At 54.7% G+C, this 14002-nt stretch carries 19 protein-coding genes; 18 read left to right on the top strand and 1 reads right to left on the bottom strand.

Annotation, left to right across the window (positions count from 1 at the left end; genetic code table 11):
• Positions 1-4 precede the first annotated feature (4 nt).
• On the bottom strand, positions 5-502 hold the full coding sequence (locus OCV64_RS07025; RefSeq protein WP_262669684.1) for a hypothetical protein: 498 nt from the start codon (positions 500-502) through the stop codon (positions 5-7).
• Positions 503-665: 163 nt separating this feature from the next.
• On the opposite strand from OCV64_RS07025, the gene OCV64_RS07020 reads away from it, so the two are divergent.
• The 18 genes from OCV64_RS07020 to OCV64_RS06935 form a co-directional block, all read left to right on the top strand.
• Complete coding sequence (locus OCV64_RS07020; RefSeq protein WP_262669683.1) at positions 666-1850, top strand: antirestriction protein ArdA; 1185 nt, start codon at positions 666-668, stop codon at positions 1848-1850.
• Positions 1851-1858: 8 nt separating this feature from the next.
• Positions 1859-2230: a hypothetical protein gene (locus tag OCV64_RS07015; RefSeq protein WP_262669682.1), complete on the top strand. Its 372-nt coding sequence runs from the start codon at positions 1859-1861 to the stop codon at positions 2228-2230.
• Positions 2231-2320: 90 nt separating this feature from the next.
• Positions 2321-3400, top strand: a complete 1080-nt coding sequence (locus OCV64_RS07010) for a DUF4240 domain-containing protein (RefSeq protein ID WP_262669681.1) — start codon at positions 2321-2323, stop codon at positions 3398-3400.
• A complete protein-coding gene (locus OCV64_RS07005) occupies positions 3397-4365 on the top strand; it encodes a DUF4240 domain-containing protein (RefSeq protein WP_262669680.1) in 969 nt (322 codons plus the stop codon). Before OCV64_RS07010 ends, OCV64_RS07005 begins: the two co-directional genes overlap by 4 nt.
• 67 nt (positions 4366-4432) lie before the next feature.
• Complete coding sequence (locus OCV64_RS07000) at positions 4433-5440, top strand: hypothetical protein (RefSeq protein WP_262669679.1); 1008 nt, start codon at positions 4433-4435, stop codon at positions 5438-5440.
• An 11-nt stretch (positions 5441-5451) separates the two neighbouring features.
• Positions 5452-6435, top strand: a complete 984-nt coding sequence (locus tag OCV64_RS06995; RefSeq protein ID WP_262669678.1) for a DUF4314 domain-containing protein — start codon at positions 5452-5454, stop codon at positions 6433-6435.
• Entirely contained in the window at positions 6428-7645 is a 1218-nt protein-coding gene (locus tag OCV64_RS06990; protein WP_262669677.1) for an antirestriction protein ArdA, read from the top strand. The genes OCV64_RS06995 and OCV64_RS06990 overlap by 8 nt, the downstream gene beginning before the upstream one ends.
• A 51-nt stretch (positions 7646-7696) precedes the next feature.
• Positions 7697-8290 carry a hypothetical protein gene (locus OCV64_RS06985; RefSeq protein ID WP_262669676.1) on the top strand — a complete coding sequence of 198 codons (594 nt, stop codon included), beginning with the start codon at positions 7697-7699 and terminating at the stop codon, positions 8288-8290.
• The gene (locus OCV64_RS06980) at positions 8287-9321 is read left to right on the top strand and encodes a hypothetical protein (RefSeq protein ID WP_262669675.1); all 1035 of its coding nucleotides are present in this window, start codon (positions 8287-8289) and stop codon (positions 9319-9321) included. Before OCV64_RS06985 ends, OCV64_RS06980 begins: the two co-directional genes overlap by 4 nt.
• Positions 9322-9474: 153 nt before the next feature.
• The gene (locus tag OCV64_RS06975) at positions 9475-9810 is read left to right on the top strand and encodes a hypothetical protein (protein ID WP_262669674.1); all 336 of its coding nucleotides are present in this window, start codon (positions 9475-9477) and stop codon (positions 9808-9810) included.
• A 4-nt stretch (positions 9811-9814) separates the two neighbouring features.
• Positions 9815-10660, top strand: a complete 846-nt coding sequence (locus OCV64_RS06970; RefSeq protein ID WP_262669746.1) for a DNA adenine methylase — start codon at positions 9815-9817, stop codon at positions 10658-10660.
• Positions 10645-11046, top strand: coding sequence for a hypothetical protein (locus tag OCV64_RS06965; RefSeq protein ID WP_262669673.1), 402 nt, complete (start codon positions 10645-10647; stop codon positions 11044-11046). Before OCV64_RS06970 ends, OCV64_RS06965 begins: the two co-directional genes overlap by 16 nt.
• A gap of 14 nt (positions 11047-11060) precedes the next feature.
• Entirely contained in the window at positions 11061-11597 is a 537-nt protein-coding gene (locus OCV64_RS06960) for a hypothetical protein (protein ID WP_262669672.1), read from the top strand.
• Entirely contained in the window at positions 11590-12009 is a 420-nt protein-coding gene (locus OCV64_RS06955) for a hypothetical protein (RefSeq protein ID WP_262669671.1), read from the top strand. The genes OCV64_RS06960 and OCV64_RS06955 overlap by 8 nt, the downstream gene beginning before the upstream one ends.
• 15 nt (positions 12010-12024) lie before the next feature.
• Positions 12025-12750, top strand: coding sequence for a DUF3849 domain-containing protein (locus OCV64_RS06950; protein ID WP_262669670.1), 726 nt, complete (start codon positions 12025-12027; stop codon positions 12748-12750).
• A gap of 25 nt (positions 12751-12775) precedes the next feature.
• Entirely contained in the window at positions 12776-13330 is a 555-nt protein-coding gene (locus tag OCV64_RS06945; protein ID WP_262669669.1) for a YodL domain-containing protein, read from the top strand.
• A gap of 24 nt (positions 13331-13354) precedes the next feature.
• A complete protein-coding gene (locus OCV64_RS06940; RefSeq protein ID WP_262669668.1) occupies positions 13355-13753 on the top strand; it encodes a SpoVG family protein in 399 nt (132 codons plus the stop codon).
• Positions 13754-13808: 55 nt separating this feature from the next.
• On the top strand, positions 13809-14002 hold a 194-nt coding region (locus OCV64_RS06935), incomplete at its 3' end, for a DUF6133 family protein (RefSeq protein ID WP_262669667.1).

The raw sequence follows: 14002 nt of genomic DNA, 5'->3' as shown, positions 1-14002 counted from the left end.
AGAATTATCCCGGTGCCTCAGAAAAGAGCAAATTGAATCCCGTAACAGAGAGGACAGGCGGCTGGAGGTTTTCCTCCATGGCCAACCTGTCCTTTCTGTTTCCCCTGGGAATGAGGTTTTCCTGCTTCCGGCTGGAAGCAAGAATCCGGAGGCCAACGAGCTGTATCACAGGGTCGCCACTGCAGCCGACAGAGTATTTGAATATGTGGAGGCCATGGAAAACACCCTCCTGCTCCGTGCTCGTGGTCTTGACAATAAGTTTCATCTGCTTGCGGATTTCGGCGGGGCTGTGCTGGCGGGCAGAGAGCGAGGCACCGGCCGGGGCTATGAGTTCGTTACATGGATCTGGGATTATGAAAGGGTCGGCGTCAGCCATGGGCACTATTATGAGGATGATTTTGCAGGAGCCAAACGGGACTTCGCTGTCCGCTCTGGTCTGATCCCCAAAGCCAGTCTCTTCTCCAATGAGGAGTTGACAGAGATTTATCGTGCAACGGATCATCTGTTGGCAGAAGACTCAAATTTGAATGACAAACAGATAAGAGCCATCCAAGAAGCCAGAATCAAAATCGAGTTCTCTGTCCCTGACCTGGATCCCCAATTGGAACACAGACAGGATTATAGCCCTCAGATGGAGATGTAGGGCTCGGCATTGGAGGAATACGATGAGAATGAATGCTGTGTTATCAAATCCGAAGCATCCCGAGTACGGACAGTTTACCGTTCCCCTCCCAATCCCGCACAACCAGTATGACGGAATCATGGAGGCGCTGAATGCGATGGACATGGGAGATCCCCTGGCGAGGGACTGCCAAATGGACGAGATCCTTGGTGAGTACCCCATTCTGAAGCGGCTGGAGGGGAAACCTGTCAATATCGACGAGTTGGACTACCTGGCCAAGCGGCTGGACAGCTTTTGCTGTGCATTGGAGGACGCTCAGTTCCAGGGGGCGGCGGTCAGCTACGACTATTCCGACATGGCCGACCTGATCAACCTGACCTTTTCTTGTCAGGAGGTCACGGTCATCACAGATTTTTCTGATTTAGAGCAGGTCGGCAGAGAACATTTCATGGTGTTGAACGGCGGCTGCGCCAGTAAAGAGGAGCTGGACAACCTGGATGGCTATGAAACTGCCCTGCTTCTCATTGATGAGGGGGACGGAGTTGTCACACCGTATGGGGTGGTTTATGACAACGGTATGTGCCTCTCGCAAGTCTATGATGGACGCCATTTCCCGCAGTATTTCTATGAACCTCCCCTGCTGACCCTGACGGTACAGGAGAGCAAGGGCGCTCCCCAAACCTGGCTGTATCTGCCCGCGCCAGACCTCCAGATCAAGCGTTCCCTGATTCGGGCAGGGATCGTTGATCCGGCGGATATGGAGCTGTCATTTCAGGCAAGCGAGTTTCCGGATGCCGTAGACTGTGTTTTGGATATGGAGTCAGAGAGCCTGGAGGAGCTGAACAAGCTGTGCCGGTCGATCCAGCAGCTGAGTACCGATGAAATAAAAAAGCTGGGCGCGGTGGTGGAATACGCACAGCCGGAAACCGCCGCGCAAGTCAGGCAGCTGGCAGAGAATCTGGAGCAGTTTGACTATGCCCCCAGCGTCCAGAATGTGGAGGAATATGGCCGCTATATGATCCAGAAGTCCGGAAAATTTGAGTACGATGAAAATTTGTGCGACTTCTACGACTATGCCCGATATGGTCTGGAGCGCATGAATTTAGAAGAAGGTCGGGTCGTAAAGAGCGGGTATGTCTCCTATCATGGGGTGCTTGCACTGGAAGAACTGATGATGGATGATCCTGCGAAACAGTACCAGGCGGAGCTTGACTTTCAGATGGGGTGAACGGAAGCATGAACACAAAGATCCATTATCTGTACCGGGATGCAGACAACTATAAAGTTCACAACAGCTGTGTGATCAAGGGTGTATTGACTCCTGAGCAAATCAATGTGATCCTTAGTTGCTGTGACGCAGGAGAATATTTCATTCCGAATCAGGTGGGGCTGCCGGAAAGAAAGTTCGAAAAAATTGACCCCCAAGTCGATCACTGTTGGTTTGAGCTTACTCGAGATGATTTTGAGTACACAGACCAGCCCGCTAATGTGCCGGTGACAGCCCAGCAGCTTACAGATCATTTTATAGCGGCCAAAGACAGCTGGAACGACTGTGAATTTTTTGAGCAGTCAGATCAAAATATCACAGATCTTCATATCAAGATGTAGGATATCGCCCTTATTTATCAACTTATGATAGACTTTCGACTGCCTCTGTGGTATTGTTCCCGTTGCCATCTTAGAGAAAGGAAAAAACAAATGAATAAAGAAGAATTCTGGAAAACTATTGAGTCCGTTAATCACTCCGTTCCCGATGGGAATCATGAAATGGTCGCAAAGCAGATGTGTGAGGAGCTGCTCCATTACTCTCCGCAGGATATTTTGGACTGGCACCTCATTTTGCGGGAATATACCAATGCGGCGTACCGCAATGACCTATGGGCAGCCTGTACTGCGTTAGGTGCTCATTCGTCCGATGATGGATTTATTGACTTTCGCACATGGCTGATCTCCCAAGGTAAGGATATTTATATGGACGCTATGCGCGACCCGGATACGCTGGCCGCCAATCCCCATGCCGGAAATGAAATGAACTTTGAGGCATTTAGTGCTTGCGCCATTGATGCATATGAAAGAAAACTCAATCTCACCGGCATGGATCGCTACACAAAACCATATGATGACCTGGACAAGCATGCGTTAAGCGACCAGCTTGTGATGGATATTCAAAGCGAGATCCCCCAGCATCCAGATGCCCCCAGCATTCATCTCCCGCGAAACTACTCCGTTCAGTTTCCCCGCATTTGGGCGCGAATGTCAGATCAGCCTTCCGAGGCATCTCCCGCTCCCCCCAATCCGGACCGCTCCGCACATAGGATATTCAAGATCAATGATCTTTTTGGCGAGCAGATCGATCTGCAGCCTCGTGTGGAGCTATACTCCGTTAGAGATTTTATGGGCCAAGAGATGCCAGGTCTTGCCATTGTTCTGGATGAGATCAGCAACGAATCAGATGGTGATGAAGAATATGCTGTCCTTACCGTGTCCTTTGGCGAGTTTATCAGCGCCAAAGACTGTGCATATATCGATACCAACAACTGCTATTTTGCCCAGCAGCTTCTGATCCAGGGGATCGCCGAGGATACCGGGCTGTCAAAAAATAGCGGCTTTTGCCAATATCCTCTCTGGCACTTCAAAGAAGACTTTCTGAAGGAGATCGGCGGCGCTGCCTATGAGGAATACTCACGCCGATACAACGAGTATATGCAATCCGCTGGTTTTGGCGAAGCAGAGGACGAAGTCGAAGACATCGCAAGCGAAGGTATGGTGATGGAATGAAAAAGGAGGACTTCTGGAATCTCATTGATGAAACCAACCAACTGTGTCCCACTCATGATCAGGAAAGCATTATGGCTGTAGCAACGGATAAACTGCTGAAACTTAGTGTGAAGGATATTCTGGACTTTCACATGATCCAGCAAGAATACCTCGGTGCGGCATACAGGAATGACCTTCACGCAGCCAGTGAAGCGATGGGTGCCACTCCTTCATACGACGGTCTGCAGGCTTTCATATATTGGCTCATCTCACGCGGCAAAGAGGTATTCATCAATGCGGTCAATGATCCCGACACCCTGGCTGATGTTCCAAAGGCTGGGGAAAAGATAGAGTTTCGCAGTTTCGGGTTTGCTGCTTATACCGCCTACAGCATGAAGATGGATCGCATCGATCCCGAGAATATGAGTGATATATACAGCGCCTTGAACAGCCTGGATTATGATGGACTTGCTCCAGAAACCTGGGAAGCCATTCATAGTGAGCTTCCCACACGCCCAGATATCACAACTCCATATTCACTGGATACGATCCGATGCCTGTTCCCAAACATCTATCAGAAAAATGCGGACAGGCTTAAGAACACAGGTCTTTACAAAGAGCAAGTAGATAAGCTGCTGGCATCGGAATGTATCATCCATGCCCGCGTAGGGATCGGCCTCTGTCCCAAAGAGGAGTATTTTGCCGGAACACCTGAGAATATCGCCAATTTCCTTGCCTGCTATAAGATCGCCGACTCCATGCTCCTAACAGACTTGACGGATCATCTGATCGTTTACTCATCCGGATGGCACATCATGTCCTGCCCCGATAAAGCACTTCGGGAGAAAATCAACGAAACACTCTTTCCAATCTATCGAGGAGAGACCGAAGCACAGCCCGTTTTCAAACTTTCTGCAAGCGAGTTTGAGGAGGCTTTTGGTGAGCTGTCATATACCGCTGGCCAGTCAAATTTTCTAATGATGTAATGTGTAAAACGAAAGGGGTGAAAAAATGAAAAGGAATGGATCATCTGAAAAAGGAATCGTTTCGGAGATGCTTCCGGTATTGAGGCCCGCTTCCATTGAGGAGGCGGGTCTTTTCTATTCCCAGCTGGACGAGACCAAGGATGCGGCGCTGGGCACGGTAGGCCATGTGCGAATCGACTTCGGCCACGGCGGGAAGGAATTCTGGCATAGCTGGTGGCCGCACAATGAGGACCAATTCAATACCCCAGAATTCAAGAAGGCGATCCAGACTGTGGTAGATGCGCTGCAACGGGACGGCCCCCTGAAGGACTTGTCCACTATGCGCAGCTACTGCCAGCAGCATGGCGGAGCAATTACCGCAGACGGAGAAAACTTCGGATACATCGCAGAAACGGAGCAGTATCAATTCTGCCTGCGGTGTACGCCGGTGCCAGGACATTACCAGGGCTATCTCTACTGCTACGACAAGCGCCAGCAGGAGATGGCCCAGCAGGACACCGTCGTGGGCCGGGTCAGCTATGCGGACGGTACCCGTCAGGAGTTTACCGACGCAGCACAGTATCTCCAGACCATACAAGAGGAGCTTCCGTACCGGAACACCACCGGCTTCCGGTACGAGGCCCTCACGAAGGACCCCCAGGTCAGAAAGGCGGTGGATGATATCATCCTGGACTTCGCAGGCGAGGCGAACCCCAAACGAACCTGCAATTACGGTATGACAGAGAAAGGATTGCAGGCCCTTCGGGATGCGGCAGACCCATCGCTCCCCCATACCTATGCCTGGTTTGTGATGACAGACTGCAATACGCCCCAGGAACAGCTCCACCGGGGCCTGACCCTGGAGGAGGCGGTCCGCCTCTATCAGGACAGCGATTGCCCCGAAAAGCGGCTGGGCGTCACCAAGGACGGTATCGCCACCGTAGATATCGTGCGCACGGCAGATGGGGAGCAGAACTTCTTCTCGGATCACCAGAAACTGGACAGTTTCAAAAATGACCCGGTCATCTTCGAGGCGGTGGCGCAGCTCCACCAGGAGCTGGAGAACGCGACCTGTGACCAGAGCATGATGATGTAGGAGGACACAAGATGACAGTACAAAAGGAATGGCTGGACTTTCTCCGGGAGCAATATCCCCAAGGAAGTCGCATCCGGCTCATTGAGATGAAAGACGACCCCCACCCCATTGCCCCCGGCAGTATGGGAACGCTGAAGTGCATTGATGACGATGCGCAGTTCCATATTCAGTGGGACAATGGCAGCGGTCTTGCGCTCCGCATTGGCGAAGACCGGTTCCAAGTCTTCCGCCCGGAACCCCAGACCCTGAAATTCTACATGCCGCTCACTGCCCAGCTCTATGCTTACGACGACTGGGGAGATCTGGAGGAGTATGGCGACGATCTGGATGGGCGTGAGCTGAGGGACTATCAGTCCTGTATTCATGAGGCGCTTCTGGAAAACCAGATGCCTGACGAAAAACGGCGCGGCCTGATGCATTGGTACGACAAACAGGATGGGGTCAACAGCAAAGTCCACTCCGTAGTATTCGATGTGGAGAGCCGCGATGGTCAACTGTGGTGTGTGGCAGAATGCAAGGTAATGAGTGAACTCCTGCCGGAAGAAAAGGAGACCTTGGCTGACTACATCTCCGGCCAAGCTTCAGATGGCTGGGGCGAGGGCTTTGAGCAGTGCGCCATCAAACTGAATGAGGGTGAGCTCTATGTGAGTCTCTGGAACTCTGAGAACTGGAGCATCCAGACAGAGGAAGAAAAATTCTCGCCGGATTCCCTCACCCGCCTGCCGGATCTGTGCTGGTCGGTCCTTCCTGGTGAGGGAACGCTCATCTGCATCAAGCGGGGCGAGAGCGGCTACTACCCCAGCGACTGGAGCACAGATGACAGAGAACAAAACCGTCGGCTGGCGGACTACAACAACCAGCGCCGCGGCATCACGCCGGCACAGGAGCAGGCCATGCTCACCGGCAGCATGCACGGTTGGGATGTGCCGGGAGCAGATCCCAAATGGTACGAGGAGCATCAGGAATCAGAGATGGGAGGAATGACCCTTGGATGAAAAACTATTCAGCGTCTATCTGACATCCACAGACTATAGCAAATTGGCCTACGCTAAACTGGAGCTCCCGGCCAGCCCCTGGGAGCTGCTGGACGCACTGGACAAGGCACGGCTCCCAGAGGGTGATTCCTTGTATCTGGAGATCATAGATTACCACGACTTTGAGGTGCTGCGCTCCTGCCTTACTTGCTCGGCAACAAATTTGCCGGAGCTGAACGATCTGGCAGAGCGCCTCTCCAGACTTGACGAGAGGCAGCACACCGCCTTTGAGGGGCTGGTGCGGGTGGAACTCCAGAAACAGGAGCCCCTCACACTCAAGCGCCTTCGGGATCTGGCGGCAAGCGCGGACTGCTGCCATGTGGTGGAATCGGTCGTGTCGGATGGACAGCTGGGGCGGTTTTATGCGGAAAACGGGTTTGTGCCGGAAGTGGAAGGACTGCCAGATGCAGTTTTTGAGCTTCTGGACTTTGAAAAGATTGGGGAAATGGCGCGCACAGGTGAATGCGGTGTATATGTGCCAAGCGGGATCTCCGATCTGGGCGGTTATGTAGTCCAGCACTCTGATCTGAATTCGGTGCCGGAGATCCTCCTGTGTCGGCCTGTCGAGCCGGACTATGCGATCCATCTCCGGCTGGCGGCGCGCCATGAAGACCTTCCCTTTGGCGGGACCGATGTCGTGGAGCTGAAGCTTCCCGCCGAAGACAGTGTTTTGGAGATGGCGGTAAGCTGCCTGGGATATGCTGACTGGGGTGCGGTTGAGTGTACCTGCCTGGACTGCAAAGTCCCGCAGCTCAAGGAACACATCACCAGCGCAGTACCATTTGAAACCATCAAGCAGCTTGGCGATGTGCTCACCCGAATGCCGACCCAAAATCTCCCCGCCTACAAGGCGCTCATAGCGGCCACAGAGTGCCAGCATGTTGAGGACGCACTGGTTCTGGCAGAACAGCTTGATGAGCACATCCTCTCTTCGGCCATTGCATCTCCTGAAGATGTTGCGGCAGAAGAACTTGCTGTTTCACTGTCGAAAGAGGATATCAAGCTGATTCGACCTCATATCAATCTTCACACCTACGGTCAGGCACTTCTGGCCTCCCGCAACAGTATTCAGACCGAGTACGGCCTGCTGGAACGCCGGGATGGGCAACCCATCCAGAGCATCGGACAACAGAAGCAGGAGCCGCGGATGGGAGAAATGGAGCTTGGATAACACACAGGAGCCGGAGGCAGGTTCACATTCAAAATGCATGCGTAATAGGAGGTGTTCTTAATTCTCAAGCAAACAATCAGTACCCCCGAACAAGTGGATCTGGCTACCATCGATTTCCCGGATATCCGTTGGCTCCATGGTGTGTTCTACTGCAACAGCAGCGGCTCCGGCCGGGACAAAAAATACCATCCCTGGTCAGGAGTGAAGACCGATCTCGGAGAGATCGAGGAAAAAGTATGGTGCCAGATTGCCGAGTCTCTGATCGACCGCAAGGGGGAATCTGCTCTGCTGAAGTCCCTCATCGAATGGGAGTCGGACCACAACTATGTCCATGCATCCAAAGAGGAGGTCAGACAAGAGGCGCTGCGGCTGCATGTAGACCGGATGTTTGATAACCCGCGCTGGGTCCACTTTGTTCCCTTCAACCGAAAATACCGGCCGGAGGCATTGGGAACAGCGCACCTTGTCACGGTAGCCAATGAGTGCTGCCATACGCCCGGTGAGGTAACACAGGAACAAATCGACCACGCTGCGAACGGCATGGTCGCCTGTCCCTGTTGCAGGCGGTGGAGTCCCTTTCGCTGTGTGGAGCAGACGGAAAATACAGAAGAAAATAAAATTGGAATGGAGATGATACCGCGATGAGTACGCAAGATCGCAAGCTCTTCGATCTGCTGGACGGTTTTGAGATGACCAAATCCGAGTACGACTGGCTGGAGCGCCGGTTTGAGAACATGACCGCCAAAGAATCCATGCTGTTTCGTGGGGCCATGCAGATCGAGCGACCGGAAAAGACCTTTGATGTGCTTCAGCTCATCAATCAGCTGGATCACTATGAGCTGTTCTACGGCGCCGGGGATGATATTGGACTGGGGCACTTCGTAATGAATCGGATCAAACACCCGGCCTCCTCCGCACGGGCATATCTCGATCCTGCGAAGGTCGGGGCCGCATTTCGGCAGCAAGTCGGAAGCGCATTCTGTGACGGCCACTTCATCAAGATCTCATCCCTGACAGTTCCGCTCCTGGACGGCGACCTGACGCAGTATCCCGACAAGGGCGATTATGGCATCCGAGTCAAGCTGGCCAGTCGCAGCAATATGGAGGGCATCTGGGTGGGATTCCCGGACACCAGCGCATATATGGACTCGTCACATCCGGATGAACTGCTCCTTGCTTTGGATGCGTTGGAAGTAGAGACGCTGACCGAGTGCATCGCTGTGGATGTGGACTGCGGCCTGCCTCAGCTTAGGGACATCCTCTCCCAGTATGATTCTGCCGCAGAGCTTATTCGCCACGCTATCGACTTTGGGTATGTGTGGGCGGAGCAGGGTCAGGGCGAACCTCGATGGCTGGACAAATGGCAGGCGGTGATGGAGCTGGAGGACTGCCACCGCTTGGATTACGCCCTGGATCTGGCGCAGAACCTTCGCTGCTACAATTTCCTACCCCGCGACATGGAGCTTGCAGACTACGGCAAAATGCTGGCAAAGCAGGACGGCATCTATCCCACGGACGAACTTCTCGTGTCCTGCTTTGATGCGGAGGGCTACGCCAACCAAAAAATGAGAAACCTCGGTCTGTCGGCAGCAGAGCATGGGTATGTGTCCTGGAACGGGATCGAGATCCTTTATGAGTACAGCCAGCCGCCCAACAACCCGACCATGTCCATGTAATTACGCAACACGCCAGAGGTTGACGCAAGGGGGTGATCCTACAGAAAAATAAATAGCCAAAAATAACTATGGGGCCGTTTTTCCGAGAGGGATAAACGGCCCCCTCTTCTTTTATGCCCTTTTTCGGAAAAGCACCCCGGAAAGGAGGCATCTATGCAGGAAGAACGGCTGGCGGAATTTTTGGAACGGTACCACTCCGGCGAATCGAATGCCGCCACCAGCCGGGAGTTGGAGTGCATTTTCTCCATCAAGGGGATCGAAGTGCGTCAGATGGTCAACCGCTTGCGCCGCAAGGGAATCCCCATCGCCAGTAGTGGCAGCGGGTACTTCTACGCCGCTACAGAACAGGAGGTGCGGGCGACCATCGCCCATCTGACACGACGGATCAGCGGAATCGCCGCCGCTATCAGCGGTCTGAACCGGTCCTTGGAGCAATTTGACACCGCACAGACCCGGCTGCCGCTGGAAGGCGGTGATGTGGTTGAATAGCTTCATGAGCTGGATCGGTGGGAAAAAGGCACTTCGGGAACTGATCGTGACCTTATTCCCGGTCTACTATGAGCGGTATATCGAGGTCTTTGGCGGAGGCGGCTGGGTGCTGTTCCATAAGCCGCCCGGAAATGATTTCGAGGTGTACAACGATTTCAACAGCCTGCTGGTCAATCTTTACCGATGTGTAAGAGATAAGCCGCAGGAGCTGATGGAATCGCTCCGGTATGTGCTGAACGCGCGGGAGGATTTCGATGCGGTCCGCGCGGCGCTGGCCCGTGACAGCCCCGCCAGCGATGTGCAGAAGGCCGCCTGGTTCTATCAGCTCATCCGGTACAGCTATGCTTCGGGCCTGACCAGCTTCGGCAGCCAGCCCCACGATATGCGGAGCAACTTCCCCCTCATCGAACAGGCCCATCGGCGCTTGGCTAAGGTAGTTATTGAGAACAAGGACTTCGAGAAACTCATCCGGCAGTATGACCGCCCAGCGAGCCTGTTCTATCTCGACCCGCCCTACCACGCCACCGAGGGTTACTATCAAAATATCGGGGAGGACGGCTTTACAGAGGCGGACCACATCCGCCTGCGGGATGTGCTGATGCGGATCGAAGGCAAGTTCCTTCTTTCCTACAATGATGATGCATTCATCCGAAGCCTGTATGACCGGCCCGGCATCTACCTCATGGAGACCACCCGAATCAACAACATCAAGCAGCGGTATGACAATGGCGCCCAATTCCCCGAGCTGATCATCGCCAACTACGATATGCATGAGCGGCGCCGGGTGGCGCCGTCCCAGATGAATCTGTTTGACCTGACAGGGGGTGATACAACATGGCTGAAGCCTTGACGGAACTGGAAAAGCTCCAGAAAGCGGCGAAGCTGATCGAGGAAATGAGCCAGGGACGCCTTCAGGTTTGCCCCAGTGTAGTGGGGCAAGTCTATATCCGGCCGCAAAACGAAGCCTATCTTGGACTGGCTATGCGGATCGACAGTATTCCCGGTCAGCCGCACTACCGAGTGACCTTCTCCGCACAGCTGCGCCGGATGGGGGCGGATATGGCCTCGGAAGGTCTTCGGACACTGCTGTCCGAGGTCGGCCAGACCTATGCGCTGCTGACCGCCCTTGAATCAAGAAACTATACGCCCACCACAGAGGATCTGACCGCTTTCCGGGAAGATCTGCTGGCGGAACAGGAAGCGAAGTCATTCCCAACTTTGAATCAGATGATATAGGAGGACAACAGAAAATGAAATTCATTATGCAGCTGCCCAACGGTTCCTTTCATGTTCCCAGCGCCGCACTTAAGATCAGCGGTCTGGAGGGCGGCGACAGGATCGAGATCCATACGCTGGAGCGCGCGGCGGTGATCATGAAGCAGCAGATGAATGCCATGGAACTGCTGACGACGGCAGAGGCGCTCAACAAGCTGGCAGCGGAACTCATCATCCATCTGGCCAAGGTTTGCGGCTTTTGTGAAGGCTGCGAAACGGCCTGTCCCTACGACGGCCTGGATGGCGGAATGCTGGAACTTCCGGATTATATCCGGGAAGAAGCTGGAATTCGGGCCGACGCCAAGCTCTGCGCGGTGGTGAACGAGGATAATCATACGGTCACACTTGCTATGGCGGGGTACTCCTACGACCTGCGTGATGTGCCGGAGAACATTCTGGAACTGCTGAGCAGACTGGATGTCTGTATGGGCGCGCTGGAGAATCACCTGATAGCTGAAGATGTGATCTATGGTGACAGCGCCTATGGTCGAAAGGAGCGCAAAGATGAGTAAGGTACACACCGCTGTAAAGGTCCGCGAAGATGATTCACTGGTATTGCCTGCATTCATTATGCGTGGAATGGGGTATGAACCCGGAGAGGAGGTCCCCGTCACGACACCGACAGACCAGTATATCTGCGACTGTGATGCAAACAGCCTTTTTGTGAGCCGTGTCTGCGGGGACGCAGGGTGCGCCGGCTATACCAGCGAGGGGCCTGATCTCAACCTGCCGGCCGGCATGTTGGCAGAGGCGTCCATCCCCTTGGGCGAGGATATCTCAGTGCTGGCGGCGGACGGCGCCCTGATCATTGTCCCCGCGACCGAGGAACTGCGGGAGCTGCCGGCGGAGTTCTGCTGCCTGCTTAATGATCTGGGCATCAGCCCACTCTCCATCCGATTTCATGATAAGTGGTGCCTGCCGTAAGGAGGGAGCGTCAGGATGGAAAAAGAGATTTACCTCTACCCCTACTCTGCGACCGAAGCCCGCGCCCGGAATGAGCTGGCCCTCTGGCGAGCCAGTTTTTGCGCCAATGTGGAGTGTGCCCGCGACATTGAGGAGGGCATCCGAACCCATTTTGATGGCGCACATCTGGATGACGCATTCCTGCAGCCTCTCGTAGATAAATGGGGCTATAAGCGGATCAACTTCGTTCTCTCCAATACGCTGCAGATGCTCAGCTACGACGGCCGGTTCAGCCCGAGCAATCGGGAATGGGCAAGGCGCACCTATGTTCCCTCCGATGCCGACCACAACACATCCTATAGGGTCAAGAGCCATCCAGCCATTCTGGATGGCTTTGTTCGTATGATGCGGGATGCATACCAGAGCCTTGGACTGTTCGGCCCGCAGCATTGTGAGCCGGATTCCTTTGAAAGCCTCGACTATGAGGGCAAGGTCCTGGTCCTCTCCCCGGACACGCTTCGGGAAAGCTGCTGGTCGCCAGAGAACCAGCTCTGGTACGCCCATGACGGATTCGGCTGTTCACCCCACGCCATCGGGCGCTCTATCCGCTCCACCTGCCTTGGCGATGGAGAGCAGACAAGGTGGAACCGCACTGACTTCATCGGTGTGCTCCGGGAAGAATTCCTCCCGGACTGGGCCAAGGAAAAGCTGGCTGAGCTTCAGCCCCAGCAGCCTGATATGGGGGTGATGAAAATGACCTGATAAAACAGAAAGGAGGAATATCGCTGTGAGCATTCAGATGAAAAACGGCTGCCTGGTCTACTATGGAAGCCTTATTGGATACCAGGCGAAGGACCAGGCGGAAGTCACCGTCGATCCGCAGTTCCGCCGCGAGGAGTTGGAATCCTGGCTGACCCGGCACGGGCTTGTCCCCCGCTGGGAGGAAGGCGTCTATGAACGCCTTGCCAACGAGGGCTTCCATGCCCGTGACAGCGCACCGGAGCTGCAGTCCTGCCGGATCTGGCAGCTCAAGCCCGGTACTCCGATCCAGATGCGCTTCATTGGGCTTGACGCAATGGCGCAGAAGTTTGGCGGCCCCGCACCCGAACAGTACCATGTGGTCTACGACGGCCAGATCCAGGACAATGACCTGGAAAAGCTCTGGAACAAATTCAGCCGCACCCCGCTGGGCCCGGATGGTCAGCCGCTGGCGATCTCCGATGTGGTGGAGCTGTACGGCCCCTCCGGCAGCGCCTTCTACTATGTGGACCGCTATGGGTTCCAGCCCATCGACTTCACGGACCAGCCCGAACAGAGTCAGGACATGTGCATGACCCTGTAAATTCAGAATAGGAGGAATCAAATCATGGCGACCAAAACGCAACAGGCCGCGGCGCAGACGCCGCCCGCTGTGGGCGATCCCCACGCGGTCTATCCCACCCACTATGACGTCAAGATCCACACGCTCCGCCCGGAAGGGACTTGCCGCGCCACCGCCTCGGTGAACATCAACGGGTGTTTTGCCGTCCGGGGCGTCAAGGTCATGGAGAGCAGCAGGGGCCTGTTTGTATCCATGCCCAGCTACAAAGCCGGGAACGGCGAGTACAAGGATATCTGCTTCCCCTGCACAAAAGAAGCCCGCATGGAATTTGATAACGCGGTGATCAGCGCCTATCGGCAGGCGCTGTCCCAGGGCATGAGCCAGTCCCGCCAGTCCGCGCCCGACCCTACCGCCCCCCAGCAGGCACAGGAAATGGGCCTGTGACATGCGAGAATACCAACCACAATTTATTTTCAAAATTATGAGGAGGAACTGCTTTATGAAGAAGATGCTCAACAAGATGTCCAATACCGTGAAGACCATGACCTGCAAGGCCCACTGCGCGATGAGCTGTACCCGCGCCCGCCTGTCCGAGTCGCTCTCCAACACCCGCGGCGAGGGCTACATCGACACCGCCGTGAAGATCCTGATCGCTGTGGTGCTGGGCGCCCTGCTGCTGGCCGGTCTGTACAC

Source organism: Muriventricola aceti, assembly GCF_025567565.1.
GTDB classification, from domain to species: Bacteria; Bacillota; Clostridia; order Oscillospirales; family Oscillospiraceae; genus Lawsonibacter; species Lawsonibacter aceti.
Note: the sequence above shows the minus strand (reverse complement) of the source record. Positions and strands in the feature narration are given on the sequence as shown.